28 protein-coding genes and 1 pseudogene are annotated in these 26,945 nt (G+C 69.3%); 17 read left to right on the top strand and 12 right to left on the bottom strand.

Annotated features, from left to right (window positions below; genetic code table 11):
- Window positions 1-21: 21 nt before the first annotated feature.
- From KO481_RS01380 to KO481_RS01370, 3 genes are all read right to left on the bottom strand, one after another.
- The gene (locus tag KO481_RS01380; RefSeq protein ID WP_215915084.1) at window positions 22-696 is read right to left on the bottom strand and encodes a histidine phosphatase family protein; all 675 of its coding nucleotides are present in this window, start codon (window positions 694-696) and stop codon (window positions 22-24) included.
- Window positions 693-1,613 (bottom strand): prephenate dehydratase, encoded by a 921-nt coding sequence (gene pheA, locus KO481_RS01375; protein ID WP_215915083.1) that lies wholly within the window; start codon window positions 1,611-1,613, stop codon window positions 693-695. The genes KO481_RS01380 and pheA overlap by 4 nt, the downstream gene beginning before the upstream one ends.
- A gap of 822 nt (window positions 1,614-2,435) precedes the next feature.
- Window positions 2,436-2,852 carry a hypothetical protein gene (locus KO481_RS01370; RefSeq protein WP_215915082.1) on the bottom strand — a complete coding sequence of 139 codons (417 nt, stop codon included), beginning with the start codon at window positions 2,850-2,852 and terminating at the stop codon, window positions 2,436-2,438.
- A 105-nt stretch (window positions 2,853-2,957) separates the two neighbouring features.
- On the opposite strand from KO481_RS01370, the gene KO481_RS01365 reads away from it, so the two are divergent.
- On the top strand, window positions 2,958-3,725 hold the full coding sequence (locus tag KO481_RS01365; protein ID WP_215915081.1) for a DUF2470 domain-containing protein: 768 nt from the start codon (window positions 2,958-2,960) through the stop codon (window positions 3,723-3,725).
- A 60-nt stretch (window positions 3,726-3,785) separates the two neighbouring features.
- A complete protein-coding gene (locus KO481_RS01360) occupies window positions 3,786-4,580 on the top strand; it encodes a CPBP family intramembrane glutamic endopeptidase (protein WP_215915080.1) in 795 nt (264 codons plus the stop codon).
- 52 nt (window positions 4,581-4,632) lie between these two features.
- Here KO481_RS01360 and KO481_RS01355 read toward each other — a convergent pair whose 3' ends face one another.
- Window positions 4,633-5,556, bottom strand: a complete 924-nt coding sequence (locus KO481_RS01355; RefSeq protein WP_215915079.1) for a DUF5926 family protein — start codon at window positions 5,554-5,556, stop codon at window positions 4,633-4,635.
- A 148-nt stretch (window positions 5,557-5,704) separates the two neighbouring features.
- Here KO481_RS01355 and KO481_RS01350 point away from each other — a divergent pair, with 148 nt between their 5' ends.
- On the top strand, window positions 5,705-6,061 hold the full coding sequence (locus KO481_RS01350) for a YrdB family protein (protein WP_215915078.1): 357 nt from the start codon (window positions 5,705-5,707) through the stop codon (window positions 6,059-6,061).
- Between the two features lie 37 nt (window positions 6,062-6,098).
- Window positions 6,099-6,353 (top strand): hypothetical protein, encoded by a 255-nt coding sequence (locus KO481_RS01345; protein ID WP_215915077.1) that lies wholly within the window; start codon window positions 6,099-6,101, stop codon window positions 6,351-6,353.
- Window positions 6,354-6,425: 72 nt separating this feature from the next.
- Here the strand turns inward: KO481_RS01345 and KO481_RS01340 are convergent, their stop codons facing one another.
- The 3 genes from KO481_RS01340 to KO481_RS01330 are packed head-to-tail and all read right to left on the bottom strand — an operon-like array spanning window position 6,426 to window position 8,663.
- The gene (locus KO481_RS01340; protein ID WP_215915076.1) at window positions 6,426-7,193 is read right to left on the bottom strand and encodes a glycerophosphodiester phosphodiesterase; all 768 of its coding nucleotides are present in this window, start codon (window positions 7,191-7,193) and stop codon (window positions 6,426-6,428) included.
- On the bottom strand, window positions 7,190-8,287 hold the full coding sequence (locus tag KO481_RS44245; protein ID WP_308166211.1) for a DUF4328 domain-containing protein: 1,098 nt from the start codon (window positions 8,285-8,287) through the stop codon (window positions 7,190-7,192). Before KO481_RS44245 ends, KO481_RS01340 begins: the two co-directional genes overlap by 4 nt.
- Window positions 8,288-8,306: 19 nt before the next feature.
- Complete coding sequence (locus tag KO481_RS01330; RefSeq protein WP_215915075.1) at window positions 8,307-8,663, bottom strand: rhodanese-like domain-containing protein; 357 nt, start codon at window positions 8,661-8,663, stop codon at window positions 8,307-8,309.
- A gap of 489 nt (window positions 8,664-9,152) precedes the next feature.
- Here KO481_RS01330 and KO481_RS01325 point away from each other — a divergent pair, with 489 nt between their 5' ends.
- Window positions 9,153-9,764, top strand: a complete 612-nt coding sequence (locus tag KO481_RS01325; RefSeq protein ID WP_215915074.1) for a hypothetical protein — start codon at window positions 9,153-9,155, stop codon at window positions 9,762-9,764.
- A 31-nt stretch (window positions 9,765-9,795) separates the two neighbouring features.
- Here KO481_RS01325 and KO481_RS01320 read toward each other — a convergent pair.
- Window positions 9,796-9,897 (bottom strand): annotated as a pseudogene (locus KO481_RS01320) (peptide-methionine (S)-S-oxide reductase); the annotation flags it as partial.
- 358 nt (window positions 9,898-10,255) lie between these two features.
- Here KO481_RS01320 and KO481_RS01315 point away from each other — a divergent pair.
- The 3 genes from KO481_RS01315 (at window position 10,256) to KO481_RS01305 (ending at window position 12,734) form a co-directional block, all read left to right on the top strand.
- Complete coding sequence (locus KO481_RS01315; RefSeq protein WP_215915073.1) at window positions 10,256-10,879, top strand: superoxide dismutase; 624 nt, start codon at window positions 10,256-10,258, stop codon at window positions 10,877-10,879.
- A 241-nt stretch (window positions 10,880-11,120) separates the two neighbouring features.
- Window positions 11,121-11,648, top strand: coding sequence for a peptidase (locus KO481_RS01310; RefSeq protein WP_215915072.1), 528 nt, complete (start codon window positions 11,121-11,123; stop codon window positions 11,646-11,648).
- 339 nt (window positions 11,649-11,987) lie between these two features.
- Window positions 11,988-12,734 carry a TMEM165/GDT1 family protein gene (locus KO481_RS01305; protein WP_215915071.1) on the top strand — a complete coding sequence of 249 codons (747 nt, stop codon included), beginning with the start codon at window positions 11,988-11,990 and terminating at the stop codon, window positions 12,732-12,734.
- Between the two features lie 42 nt (window positions 12,735-12,776).
- Here KO481_RS01305 and KO481_RS01300 read toward each other — a convergent pair whose 3' ends face one another.
- Window positions 12,777-13,478: a TetR/AcrR family transcriptional regulator gene (locus KO481_RS01300; RefSeq protein WP_215915070.1), complete on the bottom strand. Its 702-nt coding sequence runs from the start codon at window positions 13,476-13,478 to the stop codon at window positions 12,777-12,779.
- A gap of 161 nt (window positions 13,479-13,639) precedes the next feature.
- On the opposite strand from KO481_RS01300, the gene KO481_RS01295 reads away from it, so the two are divergent.
- The gene (locus tag KO481_RS01295; protein WP_215915069.1) at window positions 13,640-14,407 is read left to right on the top strand and encodes an SDR family NAD(P)-dependent oxidoreductase; all 768 of its coding nucleotides are present in this window, start codon (window positions 13,640-13,642) and stop codon (window positions 14,405-14,407) included.
- 295 nt (window positions 14,408-14,702) lie between these two features.
- On the opposite strand, the gene htpG is transcribed toward KO481_RS01295, so the two are convergent.
- Both htpG and KO481_RS01285 read right to left on the bottom strand, forming a co-directional pair.
- Window positions 14,703-16,655, bottom strand: coding sequence for a molecular chaperone HtpG (htpG, locus tag KO481_RS01290; protein WP_215915859.1), 1,953 nt, complete (start codon window positions 16,653-16,655; stop codon window positions 14,703-14,705).
- A 47-nt stretch (window positions 16,656-16,702) separates the two neighbouring features.
- A complete protein-coding gene (locus tag KO481_RS01285; RefSeq protein WP_372451917.1) occupies window positions 16,703-18,325 on the bottom strand; it encodes a TM0106 family RecB-like putative nuclease in 1,623 nt (540 codons plus the stop codon).
- A gap of 199 nt (window positions 18,326-18,524) precedes the next feature.
- Between KO481_RS01285 and KO481_RS01280 the strand changes: the two genes are divergently transcribed.
- The 7 genes from KO481_RS01280 (at window position 18,525) to rraA (ending at window position 23,151) form a co-directional block, all read left to right on the top strand.
- Window positions 18,525-18,734, top strand: a complete 210-nt coding sequence (locus tag KO481_RS01280) for a hypothetical protein (protein ID WP_215915068.1) — start codon at window positions 18,525-18,527, stop codon at window positions 18,732-18,734.
- A 202-nt stretch (window positions 18,735-18,936) separates the two neighbouring features.
- Window positions 18,937-19,578 carry a DUF6474 family protein gene (locus KO481_RS01275; protein WP_215915067.1) on the top strand — a complete coding sequence of 214 codons (642 nt, stop codon included), beginning with the start codon at window positions 18,937-18,939 and terminating at the stop codon, window positions 19,576-19,578.
- 225 nt (window positions 19,579-19,803) lie between these two features.
- A complete protein-coding gene (locus KO481_RS01270) occupies window positions 19,804-20,400 on the top strand; it encodes a hypothetical protein (protein WP_215915066.1) in 597 nt (198 codons plus the stop codon).
- Window positions 20,401-20,443: 43 nt separating this feature from the next.
- The gene (locus KO481_RS01265; RefSeq protein ID WP_215915065.1) at window positions 20,444-21,103 is read left to right on the top strand and encodes a YcnI family copper-binding membrane protein; all 660 of its coding nucleotides are present in this window, start codon (window positions 20,444-20,446) and stop codon (window positions 21,101-21,103) included.
- Window positions 21,100-21,648: a copper resistance CopC family protein gene (locus KO481_RS01260; protein WP_215915064.1), complete on the top strand. Its 549-nt coding sequence runs from the start codon at window positions 21,100-21,102 to the stop codon at window positions 21,646-21,648. Before KO481_RS01265 ends, KO481_RS01260 begins: the two co-directional genes overlap by 4 nt.
- A 12-nt stretch (window positions 21,649-21,660) precedes the next feature.
- Entirely contained in the window at window positions 21,661-22,599 is a 939-nt protein-coding gene (locus KO481_RS01255) for a CopD family protein (protein WP_215915063.1), read from the top strand.
- Window positions 22,600-22,665: 66 nt separating this feature from the next.
- Window positions 22,666-23,151 carry a ribonuclease E activity regulator RraA gene (gene rraA / locus KO481_RS01250; protein ID WP_215915062.1) on the top strand — a complete coding sequence of 162 codons (486 nt, stop codon included), beginning with the start codon at window positions 22,666-22,668 and terminating at the stop codon, window positions 23,149-23,151.
- A gap of 6 nt (window positions 23,152-23,157) precedes the next feature.
- Here rraA and KO481_RS01245 read toward each other — a convergent pair whose 3' ends face one another.
- Entirely contained in the window at window positions 23,158-23,382 is a 225-nt protein-coding gene (locus KO481_RS01245) for an RNA-binding S4 domain-containing protein (RefSeq protein ID WP_215915061.1), read from the bottom strand.
- 133 nt (window positions 23,383-23,515) lie between these two features.
- Between KO481_RS01245 and lysX the strand changes: the two genes are divergently transcribed.
- Complete coding sequence (gene lysX / locus KO481_RS01240; RefSeq protein WP_308166208.1) at window positions 23,516-26,881, top strand: bifunctional lysylphosphatidylglycerol synthetase/lysine--tRNA ligase LysX; 3,366 nt, start codon at window positions 23,516-23,518, stop codon at window positions 26,879-26,881.
- The last annotated feature ends 64 nt before the right edge of the window (window positions 26,882-26,945 follow it).

Below are 26,945 nucleotides of genomic sequence, written 5' to 3'. Positions count from 1 at the left end.
TTGCTGTACCCGGGGCCCGATTCACCCCATAGGGTCGTCGGCCGTGGGCGCGACGTCGGATCCGAATGGCGGTGTATAGCGACCCCATCGGGTGCATTCCCACCCGATGAAATCCGTTCCGGCATAGCGCGGTAACAGCTCGATCGTCTCGGTGTTGTCCAGGTGGTTGTTCGTCGTGAAGGGCGGCGAGACCCCGCCCATCGTCATTCCGACCAGCCGCATGGCCGCGCCGTGGCTGACCACGAGAACATCCGCGCCGGCCTCCGGTCCCAGATGGGTCGCCCGAAGGTCCTCCAGCACAGGCAGATACCGATCCAGCACCTCGCGGCCGGTCTCGCCGGCGGGCAGCCGCACATCCAGCTCACCCAGATGCCAGGACTTGTACACCCGCTGGAAAAGCTGGTGCGCCGCCTCGGAACCCTGGCCCTCCAGATCCCCGACCTGCACCTCGAACAGACCGTCCAACGCCTGCGCGGGCACTCCGGTCACCGATTCGATGTGCTGGGCGGTCTGCCGTGCGCGTAGCGCCTGCGAGCTGAACAGCCGCGCCGGCGGCTCGGGAAGATTCGCCGCGAAGGACTTCGCCTGTGCCGCACCGCGTTCGGTGAGCGGCAGCCCCGGGACGCGGGTGTCCAGGAGTTTGGCGACATTCCCCTCCGTCTCGCCGTGCCGCACGAGCACGAGTCTGCCCGTCATAGGTCGGCCACCCCCTTTCTCAGATCTTCCAGCCACGCCGCGGCGGGCTCGTCGGGCGGCGGTGGGGTGCCGCTCTGGGCGACCGCGGGCCACGAACCCAGGAAACGGATCGACCCCGCGGTGCGATGCAGCGCCTTGAGCGCCTCGGCGACCGCGGTATCGTCGATGTGGCCGACGCAGTCGAGATAGAACCGGTAGGTGCCGCGTACCGCGCGGGTGGGCCGGGATTCGATGAAGGTCAGATCGATTCCACGGGTGGCGAATTCGGCGAACACCCGCATCAGGGCGCCGGGCTCGTTGGCCAGCTCCAGCACCACCAGGGCGGTGCGGTCGGCCCCCGTGCGCGGCGGCGCCTGGCGGGGCAGCGTGACGAGCACGAATCGGGTGACCGCGCCCTCGTGGTCAGCGACGCCGGAGGCGAGCGCGGCCAGGCCGAGACGCTGACCCGCGAGCGCGGTGGAGACCGCCGCATCGGCATGCCCGGCGACCACGTCCTCCGCCGCTGCCGCATTGGAGGCCGAAGTGTACAACTGCGCCTGGGGCAGCTCCCGCGCCAGCCACATCCGGACCTGCGCGGCGGCCACCGGATAGGCGGCGACCGAACGCACCTGGGACAGCCCGGTCCCGGGACGAGCCAGAATCGTGAACGCCACGTCCAGTTCGGTCTCCGCGACGATCTGCAACCGCGATCCGGCGGCCAGCCCATCAAGCGTCGGCGCGATCGACCCCTCCACCGAACTCTCGATCGGCACCACCGCGCCCTCGACAGAGCCGTCCCGAACCATCTCCAACGCCGCCCCCTGACTGGGTGCGGCAATCCGCTCCACGGGCCCGTCGAAGACACCGGCGGACTCGAGCTGGGCGAGGGCCATCTCGGTAAAGGTTCCCGACGGCCCGAAATAGGCGATGCGCGGCACGGATACGACACTACCGACCACTCGGGACCAGCCTGGGCCTTTGCCCGATTGTCCGCCCCGACCGAAACGGGGCAAACACATCCCAACCAGCACGGATACCTCGCCGGCCGCATTCCGGCCACACGGTGGACGCGATGCTCCCAGCCCCGGTGATCGACCGCCGCGCACTCTGGGCATCCACCCAACCGACCATGAACGCGCGGCGCTGTTCACGTGTCAGCCCAACCCAGTGCTGCGACCGGCGACCAGAATTGCGAACGCACGAAATAGGCTCGAGCCCAATCCAGCATCCGCATACACGCGCCGGTCAGCGACAGGCGCAGCATCCAGAACCGTCGGCTGAGCACAGCTGCAACCAGCGTGTAGGCATTGGGCCGAAGCCCGCATGAGGCAGAGCCGATGCAGGCCGATCATCTCAGCCCGGCGCCCCAGGGCATCGCAGCCGCGGGAAGGCGCGATCAGCCGGCGCAAGCACATCCAATGTGCCGAAGTGTTCAGCGCATCCGGGCCCGGCGGCTGGGCCCCGGTCGACACCAGCAAGCAGACTCAGCGCCGACCGATCAACCCAACCCAGCGCCCCACGGCACCACAGCAGAGCGGGGACGGGCGATTAGCCGGGCGTTAGCACCTCCAATGTGCCGGTAGCGCACAGCACAACATCCAAGATCGTCGGCTGGGTGCACCTGCGACCAGCGTGGGCGCCTCAGGGCGCCAGGGCGGCCCGAATAGGAAACGCACACGCGACGAAACATGCAGCAGGGCTCAGCGACGGGTCGAATCCACGCGGCCGATTCGACACGGCAGCGGAGCAACGACGCGGGATCAGCAGGGTGTGAGCACTTCCACTGTGGCGGAGACGGTTTCGACGGCGTCGGTCTCGATGGCGAGCAGGACGCTGCGCAGGGCTTCGACGGCGGGGGATTTGAGGCCGCGGAGGAAATCCAGGTCGGGGTGGGTCAGGGCGCGGCCGATGTCCTCGCCGCAGAGGGCGGCGACCGTTGCGGCGATCAAGCCCAGTGCGCGGGTGCCGGATGCGGTGCGGGCGACGAATCCACCCGCGGAATGCGCGGCGGCGACCAGGAATTCGATGACCCGGGCATCCGGGGCATCGGCGTCGAGCACCGGTCCCATGTCGGCGGAGACCGGTCGGACCAGGCCGTCGACCAGGCTGGCTCGTGCCGCGGCGGGCATGGTCAGTGGCACCAGAACCGGTTCGGAGGGGGAGGAATCGTGCGGCACATTTTCACCGTAGCGAGCCGAACGGTTGCACAACCCACCGGCGTCACTTAGCTTAGGTTTACCTAATCGACTCATCATGGTCCGGAACAGCTCTGGAGGTAACGCATGCGCCGCACGAATCCGACATCCGCGCCGTCCGCCGCCGAACGGATCCGCAATGCCTGCGCACACGCCGACCAGGCGATGCTGGCCCTGCCCGGTATCGATCCGGCCCCCGTCGCGGTCCATCACCTGCGACAGTGCGGCGATGCGGTGATCGCGGTGCCCGCGGATTCCCCCGCCGTCGCCTCGACAGCCCTCGGCGGCGAGTGCGGCATCCAGGCCGTCCTCGAGCTCACCGACCGCACGCCACTGCCGCTGCGCGAGCCGGTGCGGACGCTGGTCTGGCTGCGGGGACGGGTTCGCGCGGTGCCCGCCGGAACCCAGCGCGTGCTGGCCTCCGCCGTCGCGGGCGAACATCCCCATCCGGCGCTGCTGGATGTCGGGCACACCACCACACTGTTGCGGCTGATGATCAACTCCGCGGTGCTGGCGGATTCGACCGGTGCGGAATCGGTCTGCCACGCGGATCTGCGAGCCGCGCGACCCGATCCGTTCTGGGAGCTCGAGGCGGCATGGCTGGAGCACATGGACGCCGACCACGCCGACGTCGTCGCCCAGCTGGCACGCCACCTGCCGATCCGCCTGCGCGGCGGGGCAATTCACCCGCTCGCCATCGACCGCTACGGCGTCAGCCTGCGCATCGAAACCCCGGACGGCGATCACGACGTCCGCCTCCCGTTCGAGGCCCCCGTCGAGGACGTCGAGTCCCTCAGCCGCGCGGTCCGCATCTTGGCCGGATGCCCGTTCCGCTACGGCATGCGCCGCCACTGAGAGTGCACCACCGGCCATCGCCCTGTCCTGCCGATCGATCGCGGACATTACATTTGCACCATGGTTTCGGCTGCTGATTCCGCGCCCGTGTGGCCCGCGCCCGCCTCCGATCGGGAGCGGCGGGCGGTGCGGCTGGAAGTTCTGATTGTGCTGGTCGTGACGTTCGGGTTGAGCGGGGCCAGTGCGGCACTGTCGCTGCTGGAGAGTGCGCTCTCACCCGGCGGGATTGGTGGGCAGTCGGTTGCGCTGAACCCGTCCCGGGCCGCGCAGTCGACGATCGATCTGGTGTTCCAGCTGCTGAGCGTGCTGCGGCTGCTGGGCTGGGGCGCGCTCGGGCTGTATCTGCTGTGGCGCAGCGGATCCGGACCGCGCCTGATCGGGTTGGCGCGAATTCGGTTGCGCCGCGACGTCCTTCCCGGGCTGGCGCTCGCGGCGGTGATCGGGCTACCGGGGCTGGGCCTCTACCTGGCGGCCCATGCGCTGGGCGTGAGCGTCACCATCGTGCCGAGCTCCCTGGCCGAACACTGGTGGCGGCTGCCGGTTCTGGTCCTGTCGGCCGTGGCGAACGCGGTCGCCGAGGAAGTTCTCGTGGTCGCCTATCTGATCACCCGGCTGCGTTCGCTGGGCTGGTCGGAGCATCGGTCACTGCTGGCATCGGCCCTGCTGCGGGGCAGCTACCACCTCTATCAGGGCCTGGGCGGCGGCCTCGGCAATCTGGTGATGGGCCTGGTGTTCGGCAAGTTCTGGCAGCGCACCACCCGGCTGTGGCCGCTGATCCTCGCGCACGCCACGATCGACAGCGTCGCGTACATCGGCTACACCGCACTGCACGGGCACGTGTCGTGGCTGCCGTAGCGAGAAGAGCCCAGCTCCAACCGAACCCGGGCCCTTCCCATCGGATGGGCAACTACCGCAGCGTGACCTGACGCGACCGCAGCCCGTCGCGGGAGCGCCGTTCGGCCGAGGTCAGCGGCGCATCGGAGGCCAGCGCCTGCGACAGCCGCTCGCCGAATTCGATGGCCGGGTTGGTCCATTCGCTGGCGTGCTGCTCGCGGTCCAGGTCGAAGACCGGCACCAGCAGCCCGTGGGTCCGGAACGACCCGGCGAACCGGGATCCCTCGCCCAGGTGCAGGCCGCCGTCGGCGTGCAGCCGCGCCAGCGCCAGCATCAACGCGTCCTCGTCCTCCGGACGGACCCAGCGCAGGTGCGCCTTCTCGCCGGCATCCACCCACCAGGCCGCACCGATCGAATTCGCGCCCAGCTGCAGCCGATCCGACGGCATGATCGCCTGATTGGCCTGCTCGATGGTCGCGGCGACCTGCGGATCGGGCTGCACGCCCTCGGGCACCCACCAGTTGAAGTCCTGGTGCACGGTCAGATCCAGTGCGGTGCCGGGGTCGAGGACCTCGGCCAGCACCGAAGCGTCCACGCTCGCCTCGGCCGCACTGTTCAGCGACTGGCCCGGCTCGCCGGTCTGCGTCCAGGCGATCGCGGCGGCCAGGTCGGCGGCCGGATTGTCGGACTGGAACTGCACCTGGGCGCCGACGAATCCCATCGGCTCGGCCGCGGCGCGGACCAGCGCGGCGACCGCACCGGGTAGCACCGTCGCCAGCGTGACCGGACGCTGCGCGGAGATCTGCGGCGCCAGCTTCAGCGTCGCGGTCGCGGACGGCACGAACTCCCGCAGTGCGACCAGATCGCATTCGGCGGCCAGCCCGGCGAACGGCCGCACCACGACCTGACTCGCCTGCTCCTGCGCCGCTCGCCGCTCGGCGAGACGCTGGGCCCGATTGCTGTCGGGCTTGGGACTGTTGCGCTTGCTCTTACCCACGAACGCAGAACCTACAGGGTCAACCTGTTCGGTATCCCCGCGACATCTCCGTAAAAAACCCCAACATCCAGTGAGCACTGCTCTTGACATCCGGATCGCAACAGTGAACACTGATCTCAACAGAGAGCACTAATCTCAGGAGCGCGACATGAACACCTCGATCTGGGGAACCGCCAACCTCGCATTCGCCTTCGGCATGGAGCTGGCCGCACTCGGCGCCCTTGCGTGGTGGGGCGCCCGAACCGGCGAGGGAACCGCAATGAAAATCGCACTGGCCGTGGGCATTCCGGTCGTCGCGGCCGTGCTGTGGGGACTGTTCGCCGCCCCCGAGGCCACCTACGGGATTCCGGCGCTCGCGGTCGCCACCAAGATCCTGGTCTTCGGCGCGGCGAGCCTGGCACTGTGGCAGCTCGACCACCGGATCATGGCGGTCGCATTCCCGATCGTGGTGGCCGCCAATCTGGCGATCATCCACTTCGGCGACCACCACGTACTGGCGCGCTGAACCGTACTGGCGCGCTGAACTATTGGGGTCAGCACAGGTGGGCCGCACCGATCGGGTGCGGCCCACTGTCGTGCGAGGCCCCGCTGGATCGGCAACTCCGCAACAACAACCGGTTGCGCGGATTCTCGAACCGGATTCCGACCGACGGCCTGCCTACGAGGGCAAATACGTCCGATTCGCCGCGAGCCGGGCACGGCCGAATCCGGTGCAGCGGCCGCGCGCGCCGATCCTGGTCGGCGCAGGCGGATCGGAGAAGATCATCGCCCGGATCGTGCGCTCGGCCGACGGCTGACACATCCACTGACTCGCTACACGCCGTTCTCACGGCCCGAAGGCGCCAGCAAACGATGGACCACGTGACAGGTCAGACGGTTGCGAGCAGCGCCTTGGTGCGACCGGGGTGGTTGGTGGCGATCCAGCTGACGCCCAGATCCGCGCACAGCCGCACATCGTCGGGCTCGTCGACCGTCCAGCAGTACGTGGCCCGGCCCGCCGCGGCCGCCTTGTCCACCAGATCCGGATGCTCCCGCAAGGTCCGCACCGAGGGTCCGACCGCGGTCGCCCCGACCGTGGTCGAGGCACTGCCGCCGAGATAGCGGGACGACTCCCCCAGCAGCACCGTCGGCAGCAGCGGCGCGGCGCGGCGGATCCGCCATACGGCCGTCGCGGCGAAGGACATCACGACCGCGCGCGAGTGATCGGCAGAGGCCGGGGTGGCGATGCCGAACCGCTGCAGCTCGGCCAGCACCTTGTTCTCCACCAGCGCGCCGTACCGCACCGGATGCTTGGTCTCGATGAACAGCTTGGTGGGGCGGGTGCGCCAATCCAGCACCAGCGTGATGAGCTCGCTCAGGGTCAGCACCGTCGCGGGTGCGCCTTCGGCGCCGAAGTCCAGCTCGCGCAGCTCGTCCAGGCTCATCTCGCTGACCAGCCCGGTGCCCGAGGAGGTGCGGTCCACCGTGCGGTCGTGCACGCAGACCAGATGGCCGTCGCGGGTCAACCGGACATCGCATTCGACGCCGTCGGCGCCCTCCTGCAGGGCCAGTTCATAGGCGGCGAGGGTGTGCTCCGGCAGCGCCGCCGAGGCGCCCCGGTGTGCGACCACGAACGGCGCGCGACTGCCCTGGTTCACTTCGCCATGACCTCCTCGTGCTCGGAGGCGGCGACTGATTCGGCCTCCGTGGGCACATCCTGCACGACCTCCGGTTCCGGCGCGCGGTCAGGCGTAGCGGGAGCGGCCTCGGCGGCGGGTTCGGGGGCCACGACCACGACCGGATGGACCGGCTCGATCAGCGGCGCGGCCGGTCCGCCGGTGGCGATCCAGCGCTTGGGCACCCGGATGCGGCCGCGGAGATCGCGGCCCTCGCACTGGCGAATCACCCACACCGACAACACCGCCACCGCCGCGGCCACCAACTCGGTGTACACCGTGAGAATTACCCCGTTGGCCTGGGCCTGCAGCGTTCCGGCGAGGTGCCAGAACAGCGCGGCGGTGACCATGACCCCATTCAGCACCCAGGCCGACCACCAGATCCGCACGGCGGTCAGCAGGCGGGGATCGCCGGTACGACGGGCCAGTTCGGTCAGGAACACACCCGGCCACAGCAGGTTGAGCACCGGGATGACGCAACCGCACAGCAGTGTCCACCGGCCCCGCGGATCGCGCTGCCCCTCCCGGGCATAGGCGCCGCGCCGGGCCTCGATCAGCCAGCCCACCAGCGCGACCGCGCTCAGCAGCGCCAGCACCAGGGCCGCGGCGGCGAAGATCCAGACGGACCAGTCGGACAGGTAGACCACGACCGGCTCGATCAGCCGGCTGCGGTTGAGCATCAGCAGCAGGTAGCGCCCGAATTCGGCGGCCGCGGCCACCAGGAACAGCACGATCGTGGCCCGCAGCAGTCCGTCGACGCGGTCGGTCAGCGCGGCCAGCCGGCGCCGCCGGACCGGGACCGGCTGCGGCGGGACATCGCGCAGCCCCCATCGCGGAATCTGGGTGTACTGCGGTGTCGGCCGGGCGGCCGCGACCGACCGCGGCGCCGCGCCGCGTCCGTCCCGCGCCCGGCCCGGCTGCCTGGCGACCCAGCGATAGTTGCGGCGGGGTGCGGGGGCGTCGACCGGGGCCGGGGACAGCAGCACGCCGCGGCAGCGCGGGCACCAGTGCATCGGCTTGCCCTGCACGGCCCAGCGCGAACCGCAACGGGCACAGGGCTGTACGACCGTACTCACCGCGCGATTCCCCCTCTCATCAGTAGATCTTCGCCTCGTGGTCGCCGTCCGCGGCGAGCGGGCGGCCCGCCCGCTGCCAGGCCACCATGCCACCCAGCACGTTGACCGCGTCGAATCCGACGTGCGTCAGATACCGCACGATCTGTATCGATCGCCCGCCCTGCCGGCAGACGACGTAGATTTCGGCGTCGTAGTCCAGTTCCTCGATGCGGGCCGGGATGTCTTCCATCGGGATGTGCACCGCGCCGGGAGCGTGGCCGAGCTGCCACTCGTCATCCTCGCGGACATCGAGCAGCATCGCCTGCGGGGTTCCGGCGGCATCGAATTCGGCAGGTACGGCATCGATCGGAACCGAGGGGACTTCGGGGCTCGTCACGGCTTCGATCCTGCCACGACCACCGGACGGACGGACAGTTTCCCCATGGCGTGGGCGGACCCCGCCGGGCGGTCAGCGGCCATACCCGGTCGCGAACCCGCGGTTTGTTTCTGCGATGAGAATCCTTCGGATGCCCGGTCGGAGCCCCTGACGCGCAGATCCTGGGCCGAGTTATCCACATAATCCACAACCTCATCCACAGGTCGAGGGTAGAAGACCGGTCGGTCCGACCGGATCCGGCGAAGGGGACGAGGAAGCATGCGGGCGACCGATCCGAAACTCCCCTCCTCATCCCGGAGCGGTCGCCCACCGCTGTGCGCCGGGACCTCGCCGCTTGCCGTGGTACGTATCCGAGACTGCGGCGAGCTCCCGACAAGTACTTGGACGGCGGTGGTGACGGATCGGTTCCCTCGTTTCGTAAAAAAACCGACAACACTGGCGAGAAACCGAAATCCCTGACTTGTCCGTGGGGATCGGTAGCCTGGTTCCATGGACGCGACCCGCGGGTTACTCGACGGATTGGATACGGCCGGACTCAACACCGCACTCGCCGAGGGCATATGCCTCGGCGTCGTGCCCGACGCCGGGGCCGCCCGGGTACGACTCGAACTCGAGGTGCTCACACTACCGGCCGACGGGCCGCCTCCAGCGGATCGCCGGGTGAGCCTGACGCTCACCGACGTCAGCCGGATCGCCGCCTCGCTGCGCATGCAGCGCTGGGACGATGCCGAGCCGCAGGTCTTCCCGCTCACCCTGGAGACGCTCGACGAGGCAGTGAGCGGATTCGGCGGCGGTTCCCTGCACGGCTGGGATTTCGTCGATGCCGACGACAGCGGCTGGGCGCTGTGGCGCGAGCTGCTGAGCTTCGACACCTCCGTCGGCGACGGGCCGGGCACGCATCTGCTGGAGTTCTCGCAGCAGGAGGGCATCGATCCGCGCGAGCTCGATGTGCGCATCTGGTTCGAGGATGTGTCCATCACCACACCCGACGGGGTCGAGATCCCTACCCAGGAGTTCGTCGAGGGCGGCAGGCGCTGGTGGAAGGCCCACGACGCCTGCGACCCGCGCACCATGCTCCCGGACGTCGCGCCTCCGATGTGAGATCGGCTGGTCCCGCGCGGGACCAGCCGAGCCCCAGCCCTACCGGGCAGCTCACGCCCGTTGCGTGCACCGGGCAGTAGCCGCCGGGATTCTTGGCCAGATACTGCTGGTGGTAGGCCTCGGCGTAGAAGAACCCGGGCGGGGTCACAACCGGGTACGGCTCGGACGGGGCGGGAAAGTGCTTGCCCGGCACCACGATCGCGCCCGCCCGGCCCGGCAGGGCCTGCTCGGCGGTGACCATTGTCGGTTCCGGAAGTCCAAGGCGCCCAACGATTTCGTCGTACCAGGAAATGATCCCGATGCTACTGCCGGACTTCCCCGCCGGACCGGCACTCTCTTTCGGGCCGGGGATCGAGCCCGGCGCGATCCACCATTCACCAGGAATTCTGGGGGCGTTGAGCGCGGTTGCACACGAGCGGGTGTACGAATGATGGTTGGGTGCGCTCGGCAATACTGGGTGCAGACGGCCTGACAGAGGAGGAAGGGACATCGTGGCTGAGTACACGCTGCCAGATCTGGATTACGACTACGGCGCCCTGGAGCCGCATATCTCCGGGCAGATCAACGAGCTCCACCATTCCAAGCACCACGCCGCCTACGTGGCCGGCGCCAACGCCGCGCTCGAGAAGCTCGAGGCCGCCCGGGAGTCGGGCGACCACAGCGCGATCTTCCTGAACGAGAAGAACCTGGCGTTCCACCTGGGTGGGCACGTCAACCACTCCATCTGGTGGAAGAACCTGTCCCCGAACGGCGGCGACAAGCCGATCGGCGAGCTGGCCGCCGCGATCGACGACCAGTTCGGTTCGTTCGACAAGTTCCGCGCGCAGTTCACCGCCGCCGCCAACGGCCTGCAGGGTTCGGGCTGGGCCGTGCTGGGCTACGACCAGCTGGGCCAGAAGCTGCTGACCTTCCAGCTGTACGACCAGCAGGCCAACGTGCCGCTGGGCGTCATCCCGCTGCTGCAGGTCGACATGTGGGAGCACGCGTTCTACCTGCAGTACAAGAACGTCAAGGCCGACTACGTGAAGGCGTTCTGGAACGTCGTCAACTGGGCTGACGTGCAGGAGCGCTTCGCGCGGGCGACCTCGCAGGCCAAGGGCCTGGTCTTCGGCTGATCGCGAGGCGGCTTCGCCGCTACAGCGACACACCCGGCCGCGAGGCCGGTGAACAACGCACCCAGTGGGCCCCCGAGCCGGAAGGTTCGGGGGCCCACTTCCCGTTTCAGCGTGGTTACCAGCGACTTAGCACTCTCTGGTACTTGTGTGCCAGACATTGTCCGGGCCATTCTCGGGTACTCGCAACTTCAGGACGGCTCGCTATTTCGGCAGCCATCCCGGTACGACTCGGGAGGCCACGATGCACACCAACGATCCGGTTCGAGTCACGCCGTTCCAGGCGCACGGATCACTGCGGGGGTTCCTCATCGGGGGCCGGTGGCCGGATACCACCAAGGAGTGGGCGCAGCTGCTCGCCCTGGCCGTGCGGGTCGCCAGCCTGCCGGGACTGCTGGCCACGACCACGGTCTTCGGCGCGCGCGAGGATCTGCCCGACGATCCCGAACCCGGCACCGTGGGCCTGGTCCTGGCGGAGGGCCCGATCCTGGGCGAGCGAGCCCTCGAGCCGGGACGGTTTGCCCAGCATGTGCCGTCGGCGCTGATGATGCTGCATCCCCCCTCGGAAACGCGGCCCTCGCTGCCCGAATGCAGCGGCGCCGCCTCGGGCTGTGTGCTGCTTCCGGGCCTGCCGCACCTGGGTCTGCAGCATCGCGCGGCCTGGGTGGAGGCCGAGCTGGACGGCACGGTGACCTCGATGGTCAGCCGGGTCGGCGTGGATCCGATCAGCGACCCGGACACCGCGGTGCTGGCGATGCTCATTGCCGCATAAGGCGATGCGCACGAAGCGTGACGGGTACCCGAAATCTTCGGGTTGGATCGCCAAACTTATTGTGCGCATTGCGATTTCGCCCACGCCCGGTTGGCATCGCGCGGCACCTCAGGGTAGGCTTGCTCGCAGCGAAGGGGAGTAGCCCCCAATCGCGCGGTCGACATGCTGATCCCATCGGATCCGGCCGCGCGAACCGGTGCCACGGCGGGTCATCACACCCGGCGCCGCCGGTGGGCGAGACCTTCGGCCGATAGCAGACCAACCGAATTCTCGGATGCGTTGTCGGCCGACAGGCATCCCCGTCTGCGGCCGACAGGCCGAAGACCTGGGAGCGCAATCATGATCGCCACGATATTGCTGAGTTTCGGCGTGCTATTCGTCGCCGAGCTCGGGGACAAATCCCAGCTGATGGCGCTGACCTTTGCCCTGCGCTATCGGTGGTGGGTCGTGCTGTCCGCCATCACCGCCGCCAGCGTGGCGGTCAATCTGATCGCGGTCGGCGTCGGGCACTTCCTCGGGGCCGCGCTGCCCACCCCCGCGATCGCCGTCATCACCGCCGTCGTGCTGCTCGCGGTCGGCCTGTGGACCCTGCGCGGCGCGCGCACACCGGAGCCGGATCCCGAGCTCGCCGAGGACGATTCCGCGCGCCGCTCCCCCGCCAAGGCGTTCCTGGTGGTGCTCTCGGCATTCCTGCTCGCCGAGCTCGGCGATCGGACGATGTTCGCTATCGTCGCGCTGGCCTCGGACCGGAACTGGGTGGCCGTCTGGGTCGGTTCGGTCGCCGGGATGGTCGCGGCGGGCGCACTGGCCATCGTCCTGGGCATCGCGGTGGGCAAGCACATCCCCGAACGGGCGATAGCGATCGGCTCGGGCCTGCTGTTCCTGTACATCGGCGCGGCGACGCTGCTGGCGGCGGTGGCACCGCACCTGGGACGGCTGCCGGAGTGCGCGCTCGCAGTGGTCGTCCCGGCCGTCGCGGGCGTTGCGCTGTGGGGGCTCGGCCGGGCAGATGCCCGTCGCCCGGAGCCGATCACACAGGCCGACCCGAAGCAGGACGATCCCCAACCGCTGCACAGCCGACGGTAACGGTAGCCGCGCACCGGCATTGGCCAGGTACGCCGGCCAGTCTCAACGCGCGGCCGACGCACCCGCCGCCGACCCGAACAGCTCCCCGCTGCGCCGCAACAGCCCCAGCAGCGGTTCGCGCAATGCGCGCAGTCCGTCCATATCGCCCGCGGCAACCCGGGCGGTGACCATCGCGCTCAGCGCGGCGACCAGCGTCTGACACGCGAACAACTGCTCCTCGGTGTGCGCGTCGAGAATGTCCGCGACCATCGCCACGAAGGACTCCTGCAGCCGCGCGCGCCGGGCGATCGCCTCGGGGCCGACCGCGTACACCTCGATCAGAAACAGGCGCGCATCGGCCGGTTCGGCGGCCAGCCCGGCGAGATACGCGCCCAGCATCGCCTCGATGCGCCCCTCACGGTCGTCCGGTGCGTCCGGCGACTGCGTGGCCGCCACGATCCGCGCGAGCAGCAGTTCCACCGCCCGCTCGTAGGACGCCTCGAAACAGTCCTCCTTGGAACGGAACTGCTCGTAGAACGTCTCGCGGGACACCCCGGCGCGCTTGATGATCGCCGCGACGGACGTGCCCACGTACCCGTTGTCGGCCATCGCCGCCCCCATCGCGCTCAGGATGCGGTCGCGCTGGGAGGCGACGACCGTCTCCCGCGGCAGGCCGTGCCGGCCCCGGGGTAGCCGGCGCCTAGGGGCGTCCGGGTCGGGCAGGGTGGCGTCCGGGTCCGGCAGGGTGGCGGCCGGGTCTGACATGGGTGCGGCTCCAGGTGCTTGCGAGCGGATTTGCTCCATTCTCGCCCAGCCGCGATCCGGCACGAACGACGCCGGGCACGCCCGCCATGGGGCGGCCGATTAGTGTGCGGTGTTGACGGAAGGCCAGCGAGGGCCGTCACAAACGAGAGGACCAAATCACCGTGGAGATTTCCGGCTCTGCCGCAATCATCACCGGGGCTGCGTCCGGCCTGGGCGCCGCGACCGCCAAGCGCTTCGCCGACCAGGGCGCGACCGTATTCGGCCTGGACCTGCAGCAGTCGATCGAGCGGGCCGGCGACAACGTCCCCGCCGGCGTGACCCTGATCCCGACCGATGTGACCAGCGGCGACGAGGTCGCGGCCGCGGTCGCCACCGTCGTCGAGTCCGGCGTGCCGCTGCGCATCGTCGTGAACTGCGCCGGCGTCGGCTGGGCCGGGCGCATTCTGTCCAAGAACGGCCCGCACGATCTGGAACTGTTCCGCACGGTGATCACGGTGAACCTGCTGGGCAGCTTCAACGTCATGCGCCTGGCGGCGGACGCGATCTCCAAGACCGAGGCCGTGGACGAGTACGGCCAGCGCGGCGTCGTCATCAACACCGCGTCGGTGGCGGCCTTCGAGGGCCAGATCGGTCAGATCGCCTACTCCGCCTCGAAGGGCGGCGTCGCCGGCATGACGATCCCGGCCGCGCGCGATCTGGCGCAGTTCGGCATCCGGGTCAACACCATCGCCCCCGGCATCATCGACACCCCGATGCTGGCCGGTGTCACCGAGGAGTACCGCAAGGGCCTCGAGGCGGGCGTGCCGTTCCCCTCGCGCCTGGGTCGCCCGGACGAGTACGCGCAGCTGGCGCAGTACATCACCGAGCACGACTACCTCAACGGCGAGACCATCCGCATGGACGGCGCCCTGCGCATGGCTCCGCGGTAGCCAGGTACGGCAATCAACTAGGCCCGCACCGGATTACGGTGCGGGCCTCGCTGTTTCGACACTGCACTGTTGCCGGACGCTCCCTCGTCACCCCTGCGCGCTGCGGGAGATCTCGCGAACAGCCGACCCCCGACTCGCCATCGGGTCCGGCGCCGGGCGCCTTCCGGCGGACGCGGCGGTGCCCGGCACATGGCCCGCTCGGGGGTCACCGCGGTCCCACGATCGGCTGGTTCGCAAATTCCAAGGCCCGCAACGGATTAGGCGAATCCGTTGCGGGCCTTGCCGTTTCGATGACCTACAGCGTGCGGGTGAGACGGTCGGTCAGGATCTGGGCGAAGTGCGCCGGATCCTTCAGCTCGCCGCCCTCGGCGAGAACCGCCGTGCCGTACAGCAATTCGGCGGTCTCGGTGAGATCGTTCGACTCGCCGGAGTCCGCGGCCTCCTTGTTCTTCCCGTACGCCTCACGCAGGCCCGTGACCAGCGGGTGGGTCGGGTTGAGCTCGAGGATCCGCTTGGTCTCCGGCAGCGCCTGGCCCGAGGCGCGGTACATGCGCTCGAGCTGCGGGGTGAAGTCGAAGACGTCGCCGACCAGACACGCCGGGGACGTGGTCAGCCGCGCGCTGAGCCGGACCTGCTTGACGCTGTCGTCCAGCGCCTGCTGCAGCCAGCCCAGCACGTCGCCGAAGTCCTTGTCCTGCTGTTCGCGCAGGGCCTCGGACTCCTTCTTCTCGTCCTCCGACTCGAGATCCACCTCGCCCTTGGCGATGGACTGGAAGTGCTTACCGTCGAAGTCGGTGACCGAGCCGACCCACATCTCGTCGACCGGATCGGTCAGTATCAGCACCTCGAGGCCCTTGGCCTTGAAGGCCTCCATGTGCGGGGAGCTCTCGATCTGCCGGCGGGACTCGCCGGTCATGTAGTAGATCTTGTCCTGGCCCTCGCCCATGCGCTCGACGTACTCCGCCAGCGTGGTCGGCCTCTCCTCCGAGTGGGTGGAGGCGAACGACGAGACCTGCAGCAGGGTTTCGCGGTTGTCGAAGTCGGACATCAGGCCCTCCTTGAGGACCCGCCCGAACTCCTTCCAGAACGTCTCGTACTTGGACTTGTCCTCGGCGCCCTGCAGATCCTTCACCGTGGACAGCACCTTGCGCACCAGGCGCTTGCGGATCGCCTGGATCTGCCGGTCCTGCTGCAGGATCTCGCGGGAGACGTTGAGCGAGAGGTCCTGCGCGTCCACCACACCCTTGACGAAGCGCAGGTACTCGGGCATGAGCTCTTCGCAGTTGTCCATGATGAACACCCGGCGCACATACAGCTGCACCCCGCGCTGGTGCTCGCGCATGAACAGATCGAACGGCGCGGTCGAGGGAATGAACAGCAGCGCCTGATATTCGAAGGTGCCCTCGGCCTTGAATGGGATGATTTCGAGCGGATCGTCCCAGGCGTGCGAGACGTGCTTGTAGAACTCCTTGTACTCCTCGTCGGAGACCTCGGAGCGCGGGCGCGTCCACAGTGCCTTCTGCGAGTTGAGAACCTGATCCTCGAGGATCGTCTTCTCCTGCGCCTCGTCGCCCTCACCCTCGGTGACGGTGCGCTCGACCTGCATGCGAATCGGCCAGGCGATGAAATCGGAGTACTTCTTGACGATTTCGCGGAGCTTCCACTCCTGCGTGTAGTCGAAGAGGTGATCGTCCTCGTCCGACGGCTTGAGGTGCAGCGACACCGAGGTGCCCTGCGGGGCGTTGTCCAGGGTCTCGATCGTGTAGGTCGACGAGCCGGCGGCGGACTCCCACCGCGTCGCCTCGGACTCCCCCGCCTTGCGCGTGGTCAGGGTGACCTTGTCGGCCACCATGAAGGTCGAGTAGAAGCCGATGCCGAACTGGCCGATCAGCTCCTCCGCGGCCTGGTCCGGCTTGGCCTCCATCAACTGCTTGCGCAGCTGGGCGGTGCCCGATTTGGCCAGCGTGCCGATCAGGTCTACTACCTCCGCGCGCGACATGCCGATGCCGTTGTCGCGGACGGTCAGCACCCGGCCGTCCTTGTCGACCTCCAGCTCGATGTGCAGATCGGAGGTGTCGACCTCGAGATCCTTGTCTCGGTACGACTCCATCCGCAGCTTGTCCAGCGCGTCGGAGGCATTCGAGATCAGCTCCCGCAGGAACGTGTCCTTGTTCGAATAAACCGAGTGGATCATCAGTTCCAGAAGCTGATGCGTTTCGGCCTGAAACTCCAGTTGTTCGACGTGCACCTCCGGGGTTGGAGAGCTTGCGGAGTCGGTGGGGCGAGTGGACTCAGTCACTCGGCGATAATACGTCGGGTGTAATCGGCGCCGCGAAAGTCCGCCATGCTGGGCACCTCGGCCTCGGCGCTGCGCCCTCCGGGCGTGGCGGGGACCATCCAGTCACGCAGGGCCTGGGTGGCTCGGACGTCGTCCTCGTTGTACTCCAGGAGCCGGGTGCGCTGGGAGAGATCGATCTCGGTGCCGTCGAAGCCGACCGCCAGGCGGTACCAGCTCATCGAGGCCTCGCCGCTGGCCTCCGGATCGCGCCAGGAGAATCCCGCGACGGGGGCAATCTTCTTCAGGCCCTTGCCGTTCGGGCAGATGAACTGCTCGGAGACCGCCTGGAACATGTCCACCCACTCCGGGCCGTCCACGAAATCGCGCACCTGCTGCTCGCTCGGCACCCCGGGCCGGCCCGCGAACCGGCGCGCCGACTCGTACAACCACTTGTCCTCGGCGGTGCGCGAATAGCAGTAGGCGGCAAAGGTTTTCCCGGCCGCGGTGGCCTCGGCCCGCACCCCCATCAGCCAGGTCCAGAAGTCGGCGAACGAGCGGGCCTCGTCGACGGTGGGTAGCGGATCCCAGGTGACGAACGGCCGGTACACCCCGTCCAGCAGGGTGCCCCAGAGGTAGGCGCCGTGCTCCTGGTAGCTCTCCAGATCCACGTCCACCTCGACATCGGCCCGGCGCACCCGCAGCCGCTCGACGCGGCGGACCAGGGGTGCACCCGAGATCCAGGCCCGCGCGGTGACCACCGTCTCGAAGAACGGCTCGTACTGCCAGTCGTCGGGGTCCTCCCCCGTCCACCCCGCCAGATCTTCGACGGTCTCCACATCGTGGCGCCGCAGCAGCTCCGCGCGCGAGCCCGGCGCCACCAGGCTGACGTCGCGGTGATCGGTGAGCCAGCGCTCGCAGCTGGGGGCCTCGGCGGTGCCGGAGCGGGACCACCACGGGCACTGGCGGCATTCGGGCACCTTGGACGGCACCGTGGGCAGCTCGCCGCGCACCACCGCGATCCGGTCGGCGTAGCGACGGTCGTACTCGTCGAGCAGGGACCCCAGATCGTGTATGAGGATGCGATCGAAGGCCAGTCCGATCGCGCCGCCGACCAGCGCCGGGCTGGCGAGCCCGTGCCGCTGCAGCATCCGGTACAGATGGGCCAGACGCTGCTGGTCGCGCGGCTGTGTGCGGGTGCGCACGTACCGGTCCGGCTGCGGATCCCAGCGATAGAGGTCCGAGGTGAGCGGGTGATAGTCGGCCGGGTCGGGCTGGCGGGGATCGGTCACCTTGTGATTGACCACGATCACCGGGATATAGCCGCCCCGATCGGCATCCCGCAGCAGGATTTCCACCCCGCCCCGGCGGCCGGTGTCGAACTCCTGGGGCAGTACCGCGCCCCAGATGCGCTGCGCGCCCTCGGCACACGCGCGCATGGTGGCCTCGGCGCGCGCGGCGGCCGGCTGCGCGTGCTCGATCACCACCCACTGCGAGGGATCGGCGGACACCAGGGTGTCGCGAACATGCTCCCGGTGGGCCACGGCCGCATCGCGGCGCTGGGTGACCCCCGCATCCTCCGCGACGCCCGTCAGCACCTCGGGGTGGGTCGCGGTCAGGTGCAGGCGGTGCCGGCAGCCGATGAGCGAGCGAGCATCGAGGAAAGCGGCCCGCCCGGCGCGGTCGGCATCGGAATCGGTATGTGCGACATCGGAATTGGTGCTCGAAGCATCGGCGCCGACCGGTCGGCCGTCGTGCGCCGCGGTGCTCTGCCGCTGCGCTCCATTACCGCTGCCCTCGCGACCATGCAGGTCGTCACTGCCCGAATACACACTTAGCAGTATGGTCCTCCCCACCGACAAGCCGGTGAACCGCACCGCACGGATGGGGCACGGCGGGGACGGCCGGTCGGCTCGCGGGTTGTGGGCACATACCCCCGTGCAGCGGTGCCCCGGTCACAGCTCCACCTCGCTGGCGCTCGGCTCCGCCGCGACCGAAGGTGCTGTGCTGATGGTTCCCTCGCTGCGCTCGGTCACAGCTCCACCTCGCTAGCGCTCGGCTCCACTGCAACCGAAGGTGCTGTGCTGATGGTTCCCTCGCTGCGCTCGGTCACAGCTCCACCTCGCTAGCGCTCGGCTCCACTGCAACCGAAGGTGCTGTGCTGATGGTTCCCTCGCTACGCTCGGTCACTTGTCGGGTATACATTTCACCGAGTACGCACTATGCGGAACAGCCGTACGTACAGGAGGGTGCAATGGGTTTGTTCACCAAACGCAAGCGGCGCACGGACCGCAAGGCCGAGGCCAAGGCCCTCAAACACAAGGCGGCCCTGGAGGCCAAACTCGGCGCGCGCAACGAGCGCAAGCGCGACCGCGCCGTGGCGCGCAACGAGCGCGAGGTGGCCAAACAGCAGATCTCGACGCTCAAGGCCGAGGAGAAGGCGGCGCTGAAGACGGCGGAGAAGGCCGAGCGCGAACTATTCAGCGCCGGTCAGATCAAGAAGTACCTGGGTGTGGCGCGGGTGCTGATCCCGGTGCTGGCCCCGCTGGCCTACCGCGCGGCGACCTTCGTGCGCGGGCAGATCGATGCCCGCCGCGCCCATCGCCTCGGCATCGGCCTGGACCAGCTGGGCGACTACAGCGGCCATGGCGCCAAGCTGCAGGCCCGCATCTCCGGGGCGTCCTCGGCGCTGTCCGAGATCGCGGACAAGGCCGGTAAGGACGCCGAGACCCAGAAGTTCGTCACTGCCTCGCGGGACCGGCTCGACAGCCTGACCGCCGCGATCCGCACCGCCGAGCAGATGCCCGCCCCGCGCCGGCGCGCGGTGCACACCTCGATCTCCAGCGAGCTGTCCGGCGTCGAGGCCGACGTGCTCGCGCGCCTGGGCGTGGGCTGAGCCCAGGATCACCCGACGATGCTCGACCGCGGTAAGGCAGGCAGGAACCTCAGAGGCGAATTCGCTTCCGGGGTTGCGGCCGTACCGCACGGTCGAGACCTCCCCGCACGATCGGACGGCGTACCGCGCCTCAGGCATCCGAACTGGCCCACCGCCTCGACGCTGAACTCTGCCCATGGATTCCGGCCGGGTGAACCGCATGTCCGGGCGGACCGTACAACCGCCATGCGTTGCAACAGCACTCCCACGCGCGACATTCAGGGATCGCTGCGCGGCGTGCTGGTCGGCCTGACGGTGGCGGCCCTGACTGTCGCCGCCCACGGCCTGGCCGGTGGCGGTTACCCCGGCTCAGCGGCGCTGACCCTGCTCCTGTTCACGGCCGCCGGTATCGGCGCGATCGCGAACCTGCTGCCCGCGCCCGCCGGAATGTCCTCGCGCGCAGCGCTGCTGGCCGTGCTGGGCGGCGGTCAGCTGGCCGCGCACGCGGCACTGTCCGTCGCGATCGGCGGCGACTCCATGGGTTCCATGGCGATGGGGGACGAATCCGCTGGCGCCGCAGGCACATTCCTGGCCGCGCTGCATCTGCCCACCGGGCCGATGGCCATCGCACACGTGCTCGCGACGCTGGTGTGCACCGCGCTCATCCTCGCGACCGAGCGCCTGTACGGCCTTGTCACACAGACGATCCGAATCATCGTCGGCCGGGCCCACCCGATCGCGCCACACCGCGGGTCCGGTCGCTGGCCCGTCGGCTCCCCTCCCTCGTACCGCTTTCTCCGCGCCGGAGCCCTGGGCTCGCGGGCGCCGCCGGTGCCGGCCTGATCGGCCGACACCCATTATTCGAGAGAAAGCACACACCACAACCATGTCCATCGTCATTTCGCGCGCCCTCATCGCGACCTGCGCCGTCGCCGGCCTGACCCTCCTGGCCGCCGGAACCGCCGCCGCCCACGTCGAGGTCTCCTCCCCCGATGCCAGCCAGGGCGGCGACGCGGTCCTGACCTTTCGGGTCCCGGACGAGTCCGACACCGCCTCGACGACCACGCTCAGCATCACCCTGCCCAATGTCGACGAAGCGCGCACCCAGCCCGTGGCGGGCTGGACCGCCAAGCTCGACAAGAATGCCCAGAACCAGTTCACGACGGTCACCTGGACCGCGGATCCGGGCAACGCCGGTATCGCTCCCGGCCAGTTCCAGCTGTTCCCGCTGCTGGTGGCGCCGCTGCCCAAGCAGGACAAGGCCACCTTCCCCGCCGTGCAGACCTACAGCGACGGCAAGGTCGTCAACTGGAACCAGACGCCCGGCCCCGATGGCAAGGAACCGGAGACCCCGGTGCCCACGCTGGTCCTGGCCGCCGCCGGTTCCGACGACGACTCGATGTCCATGCCGGCATCCACGTCGGCCAAGTCCGAGTCCAAGTCCGACGGCACCGCCCGCTGGCTGGGCGGCATCGGACTGGTGCTGGGCGCCCTCGGCGCGGCACTGGGAGTCGGCGCACTGGCCCGGAGCCGGCGGTCGGCATGATCCGGCGGCTCGTCTCGGGGCTCGCGGCCGCGCTACTGCTCGGCGGCTTCGCCGTGCTGGCCGCCGGTCCGGCCGCCGCGCATTCGGTGCTGATCTCCGTGGATCCGCCCGATGGCGCGCAACTCACCACCGGACCGTCCCGGGTGACGTTCACGTTCAACGAGAATCTGCAGCCCAGCTTCCCGTCGGTGACCGTGGTCGGCCCGGACGGGAATCTGTGGTCCACCGGCAAGCCCGTCGTCGACGGCCCGAAGGCGAGCATCGCGGTGAGTGAGCTGGGACCGGCCGGCAAGTACACGATGGCGTACCGCGTGACCTCCGCCGACGGGCACCCCGTCAGCGGGACCCGCAGTTTCACGCTCACCGTGGCCGGCCACGGCACGCCCGGCCCGAAGGCGAGCACCGTGGGCGAGGCAACCGGTAGCGGCGGCGGTTCCGGTGGCGTTCCGGTGTGGATCTTCATCGTGGGCGCGGTCGTCGTGTTCGGCGGCGCGCTGGTCTTCGTGCTGTTCAGCGGCAAGAAGAAGTCCGGCGGCAAGAGGTAGTAAGGCGAGCGGTTGAGAGAGACGACCGGCGGCAGTTCGACCGCCCTGCGTTCGATATTGCTGCTGGTCGTCCCGGCCGCACTGCTCGGCGCCGCGCTGGCCTGGGCGCTGGCGGCGCCGAGCCCGGTGCTGTCGGAGGCGCCCGTGCGGGCGCTGGCCGGCTGTGCCGGGGCCACCGTCATCGGCCTCGGCCTGCTCCAGCGGTTGCATCGGCGCATCGCGCCGCCGTGGCGGCACCTCGCGGTGACCGCGGGCATCTGGGCCGCGCTGGAATTCGTGCTGCTGGCCTGCGAGTCCGCGCAGGTGGTCGGGGTGCGGGTGACCGGGCTGCGGGCCGGGGAGTTCGGTGACTACCTGACGCACACCAGCGCGGGCCAGGTCGGCATCGCGATCCTGATCGGCGTCACGGTGGTCGCCGGATACTGCGCCGTGGCCTACCGCCGGCCCGACCGGGCCACGGTGGATCTGGTGCTGATGATCGCGGCCGTGGCGATCGAGCTGCGCCCGATCACCGGGCACATGTCCCAGGAACCGCTGGGCGCGGTGTTCGCGGCCGTGCACGTGCTGGCCGCGGCCGTCTGGTTCGGGCTGCTGCTCGCGCTGGCGCTGGTGTTGCGCAGCCGCGGGGAGTGGGCACAGGCGCTGCCCCGGTATTCGGCGTGGGCGCTGCCGGCGGTGGGCGCGGTCGTCGTGAGCGGGGTCATCAACGCCCTGATCAAGCTCGGCGGGCTGGCGCCGCTGGTCGACACCGGTTACGGGCGCATCGTGCTCGCGAAGACGGTGCTGGTGACGGGGCTGATGGCGCTGGGCTGGTGGTGGCGGCGCAGCTGGGTTCCCATCGCGGGGGACCACCGCATGTCCGCCGAATCCTCGCTGCGCCGTGCGGCTTTCGAGGTGATCGTGATCGCGGTGGTGTTCGGCCTGGCCGCGACGCTCGCGGTCACCGCGTGATTTCCGAACGAAGCTGACAGAAAGGTCCCAGGGAACGCCGACGAGCGTCATGGCAAGCTTGCAGCCGTGACCGAATCAGCTAATTTAGTCGCCACCGCGGACCTAGCCGACGAGATCGGCCCGGAGATTCGCAGCTGCGACACCCAGTTCACGCAGTTCGGCGGTCGCGACATGTTCGCCGGCCGCATCGTCACGATCCGTTGTTTCCAGGACAATCTGCTGGTCAAGCAGACCCTGGGCGAGCCGGGTGAGGGCCGGGTGCTGGTGGTCGACGGCGGCGCCAGCGTGCACACCGCACTGGTCGGCGACATCATCGCCGGGCGCGGCGTGACCAACGGCTGGTCCGGCGTGATCGTCAACGGCGCGGTACGCGACTCCGCGATCCTGCGCACCCTGGACATCGGACTGAAGGCGCTGGGCACCAACCCGCGCAAGAGCACCCAGACCGGTTCCGGCGAGCGCGATGTGCCCGTAGAATTCGGTGGTGTCACCTTCACGCCGGGCGACATGCTCTACAGCGATCACGACGGCATCGTCGTGCGCGCCGAGTAGCTAAAGCTAACCCCCGTCACTGACCCGGGCGCGGTGCCCGGCGATGGTGACCACGTCCCCGACCTGGAGCTGGCGACCGCGGCGCAGTTCGACCTCATCGTTCACGCGGACCAGGCCGGCGGCGATGACCGTCTTGGCCTCCGAGCCGCTATCGATGAGGTTGGCCAGCTTCAAGAATTGCCCGAGTCGAATGACCTCGTCATCGATCGGCACATCGACTGGATCCGACATGGGTTACATCTATACCAATCGCGCCCGCGACAGCGCATCCGGCCCCCGGGGTGATGGATCGACACGCCCGGGGACACAGGACATGCCCGCGAACGTTATGCATTCGAGCGAGGTCAACATTCACACTGGTGCGGTGACATCGACATCCGGCGTAGCGGCTCCCGAACGCCGGCGCTCCACACCCGATCGACAGCATTCCGACGAGCACAGACGGCGGTCGCCGGAGGTCCCGCACCGCGCGCACGGCCGGTTGAGCGAGGTCCCGCACGTGGCCGCGCTGGTCCTGGGCGTTTTCGCGGTGCTGTGCGCGCTGTGGAGCATCTCCCCCGGCCTGCGGTTCATCACCCAGGTGCCGCGCCACTACATCGACGACTACTACTTCGACGCACCCGAAACCTCGCTGGTGTGGGCGCTGATGATCGGCCTGCTCGCGGGCGCCACCGCGAGCCGCAAACGGATCGCGTGGTGGCTGCTGGTCGGCTACCTGACGCTGTTCGCGGTCGCGAACGCGCTGGAATTCGCCGACGACCACAGCGTCAGCTCGCTGGTGGCGCTGATCATCCACGTCGTGGTGATCGGGCTGCTGATCGCGGCCTGGCCGGAGTTCTACACCCAGGTGCGCCGCGGCGCGCTGTGGAAGGCCCTGGGCGTGCTGGCCGGTGGGCTGACCATCGGCAGCCTGCTGGGCTGGGGCCTGGTCGAACTGTTCCCGGGCACCCTGCCCCGCGGCTTCGAACGCCCGGCGTGGGCGGTGTCGAAGGTGACCGCGGCGATCCTGGTCAGCACCGACAACTTCGACGGTCACACCGGGCACCTGGTCAGCCTGCTGCTGGGCTTCTTCGGCTTCATCGCGCTGCTGGCCGCGACGCTGGTGCTGTTCAGCTCGCAGCGCGCCTCCAACGCGCTGACCGGCCTGGACGAGTCGGCCATTCGCGGCCTGCTGGAGCGCTCGGACGTCGAGGATTCGCTGGCCTACTTCGCCACCCGCCGCGACAAGGCGGTCGTCTTCGCGCCCAGCGGCAAGGCGGCGGTGACCTACCGCGTGGAGCTCGGCGTCTCGCTGGCCTCGGGTGACCCGATCGGTACGAAGGAGGCGTGGCCGCAGGCGATCGACGCCTGGCTGCGCCAGGCCGACCAGTACGGCTGGACCCCGGCGGTCATGGGCGCCAGCGAACTCGGCGCGCAGGCCTACCGCCGCGCCGGGCTCTCGGCGCTGCGCCTGGGCGACGAGGCCATCCTCGAGACGCGCATGTTCTCGCTGGCGGGCGCGGAGATGAAGCAGGTCCGCCAGGCCGCCAACCGGCTGCGCAAACAGGGCATCACCGTGCGCATCCGCCGCCACAACGACCTCAGCCGCGAGGATTTCGCCCAGGTCATCGCGAATGCGGACGCGTGGCGCGACACCGAGACCGAGCGCGGCTTCTCGATGGCGCTGGGCCGCCTCGGCGATCCACTGGACGGCTACTGCCTGCTGGTGGAGGCCGTGTCGAACGCCGGGGAGGCCGAGGAGCGCGTGCTGGGCATGCTCTCGCTGGTGCCCTGGGGCCGCACCGGCGTGTCGCTGGAGCTGATGCGGCGAGATCCCAAGGGCCCCAACGGCGTCATGGAGCTGATGATCTCCCAGCTGGCGCTGAGCTCCGAGCAGTACGGCATTACCCGGATCTCGCTGAACTTCGCGGTGTTCCGCGCGGTCTTCGAGGAGGGCGGCCGCATCGGCGCCGGTCCGGTGCTGCGGCTGTGGCGCGGGGTGCTGATGTTCTTCTCGCGCTGGTGGCAGCTCGAGGCGCTGTACCGGTCCAATGTGAAGTATCAGCCGCAGTGGGTGCCGCGGTTCTCGCTGTTCGAGGAGCGCCGCCAGCTGGTCCGCGTCGCCGTCGCGAGCGCCCTGGCCGAGGGCTTCCTGCCGCGCTTCGGCAAGCAGCCGGATCCGATGGTGCACACCGGTATTCGTTCGGCGGTGCCGCCGACGATGACCGGCCTGCACCCGGACGGCAGCCCGCCGGAGCTGCCGCCCGAGGAACTGGAGAACGGGGGCCCCCGCCGCCCCGAGCAGGTGCGGGTGCGCATGGACAAGGTGGCCCGGCTCGAGGCCAGGGGGCTGGACGCCTATCCGGTCGCCTATCAGCCGACCCACACGGTGGACTCCGCGCGGCGCGCCCCCAAGGGCACGACGGTGCGCGTGGCCGGACGACTGCTGCGGATCCGCGATTACGGCGGCGTGGTGTTCGCCGTGCTGCGCGACTGGTCCGGGGAGATCCAGCTGCTCATAGACCGCGGCCGGGTCGGGGACAAGCTCGCGCGCGAATTCGACGAGTTCTTCGATCTGGGCGATCTGATCGAGGTCAGCGGCCGGATCGGGAACAGCCGACGCGGCGAGCTGTCGCTGCTGGCCCAGGACTGGCGGATGATCGGCAAATGCCTGCATCCGCTGCCGGACAAGTGGAAGGGCCTGTCCGATCCCGAGGTTCGGGTGCGTCAGCGGTTCGTCGACATGGCGATCAACGTCGAGACCCGCGAGGTGATGACCAAGCGCAGCGCGGTGGTGCGCTCGCTGCGGGACACGTTGAACGGCTGGGGCTTCCTCGAGGTCGAGACCCCCGTGCTGCAGCAGGTGCACGGCGGCGCGAACGCCACCCCCTTCCAGACCCACATCAACGCCTACGACCTGGACCTCTACCTGCGCATCGCGCCGGAGCTGTACCTGAAGCGGCTGTGCGTCGGCGGCATGGAGAAGGTGTTCGAGCTGGGCCGGGTCTTCCGCAACGAGGGCGTGGACTACAGCCACAATCCGGAGTTCACGATCCTGGAAGCCTATGAGGCGCACAGCGATTACATGCGGATGATGCACGCCTGCCGTCAGCTCATTCAGGACGCCGCGCTGGCCGCGAACGGGAAAATGGTTGCGCTGCGGCCGAATTCGGACGGTTCGCTCCGGGAGGTCGACATCTCCGGTGACTGGCCGGTCAAGACCGTGCACGGTGCCATCTCCGAGGCCCTGGGCGAGACGATCACCCCCGATACCGACGCCGACCGTCTGCGCACCCTCTGCGACAAGGCCGGGGTGCCGCACCAGTTCGGCTGGGACGCCGGGCAGATCGTGCTGGAGATGTACGAGCACCTGGTCGAGGACCACACCCAGGAACCGACGTTCTACATCGACTTCCCCACCTCGGTCTCCCCGCTGACCCGCGCCCACCGCAGCGTCGAGGGCGTAGCCGAACGCTGGGATCTGGTGGCCTGGGGCGTGGAACTGGGCACCGCCTACAGCGAGCTCACCAACCCGCTCGAGCAGCGCCGCCGCCTGACCGAGCAGTCGCTGCTGGCCGCGGGCGGCGATCCGGAGGCCATGGAACTGGACGAGGACTTCCTGCAGGCCCTCGAGCACGGCATGCCCCCGACCGGCGGCCTGGGCGTCGGCGTCGACCGCGTGGTCATGCTCATCACCGGCCGCAGCATCCGCGAAACCCTCCCCTTCCCACTGGTCAAACCCCGCACCTAGACCGTCGCGCGGTGGCCGGGATCCATGACCCGTGGATCCCGGCCACACGCGTTCCGGGCCGGGC

Source organism: Nocardia albiluteola (genome assembly GCF_018860155.1).
Classification (GTDB): Bacteria; Actinomycetota; Actinomycetes; order Mycobacteriales; family Mycobacteriaceae; genus Nocardia; species Nocardia albiluteola.
Note: the sequence above shows the minus strand (reverse complement) of the source record. Positions and strands in the feature narration are given on the sequence as shown.

What these genes read in the sequence shown, in the direction of transcription:
- KO481_RS01380 (WP_215915084.1), bottom strand. Translation starts at nt 696, where the DNA reads ATGACGGGCAGACTCGTGCTCGTGCGGCACGGCGAGACGGAGGGGAAT.
- KO481_RS01280 (WP_215915068.1), top strand. Translation starts at nt 18,525, where the DNA reads ATGGTCCTCCCCACCGACAAGCCGGTGAACCGCACCGCACGGATGGGG.
- KO481_RS01245 (WP_215915061.1), bottom strand. Translation starts at nt 23,382, where the DNA reads ATGTCGGATCCAGTCGATGTGCCGATCGATGACGAGGTCATTCGACTC.
- KO481_RS01260 (WP_215915064.1), top strand. Translation starts at nt 21,100, where the DNA reads ATGATCCGGCGGCTCGTCTCGGGGCTCGCGGCCGCGCTACTGCTCGGC.
- KO481_RS01365 (WP_215915081.1), top strand. Translation starts at nt 2,958, where the DNA reads ATGCGCCGCACGAATCCGACATCCGCGCCGTCCGCCGCCGAACGGATC.
- KO481_RS01360 (WP_215915080.1), top strand. Translation starts at nt 3,786, where the DNA reads ATGGTTTCGGCTGCTGATTCCGCGCCCGTGTGGCCCGCGCCCGCCTCC.
- KO481_RS01270 (WP_215915066.1), top strand. Translation starts at nt 19,804, where the DNA reads ATGCGTTGCAACAGCACTCCCACGCGCGACATTCAGGGATCGCTGCGC.
- KO481_RS01300 (WP_215915070.1), bottom strand. Translation starts at nt 13,478, where the DNA reads ATGTCAGACCCGGCCGCCACCCTGCCGGACCCGGACGCCACCCTGCCC.
- KO481_RS01265 (WP_215915065.1), top strand. Translation starts at nt 20,444, where the DNA reads ATGTCCATCGTCATTTCGCGCGCCCTCATCGCGACCTGCGCCGTCGCC.
- KO481_RS01275 (WP_215915067.1), top strand. Translation starts at nt 18,937, where the DNA reads ATGGGTTTGTTCACCAAACGCAAGCGGCGCACGGACCGCAAGGCCGAG.
- KO481_RS01350 (WP_215915078.1), top strand. Translation starts at nt 5,705, where the DNA reads ATGAACACCTCGATCTGGGGAACCGCCAACCTCGCATTCGCCTTCGGC.
- KO481_RS01305 (WP_215915071.1), top strand. Translation starts at nt 11,988, where the DNA reads ATGATCGCCACGATATTGCTGAGTTTCGGCGTGCTATTCGTCGCCGAG.
- KO481_RS01325 (WP_215915074.1), top strand. Translation starts at nt 9,153, where the DNA reads ATGGACGCGACCCGCGGGTTACTCGACGGATTGGATACGGCCGGACTC.
- KO481_RS01310 (WP_215915072.1), top strand. Translation starts at nt 11,121, where the DNA reads ATGCACACCAACGATCCGGTTCGAGTCACGCCGTTCCAGGCGCACGGA.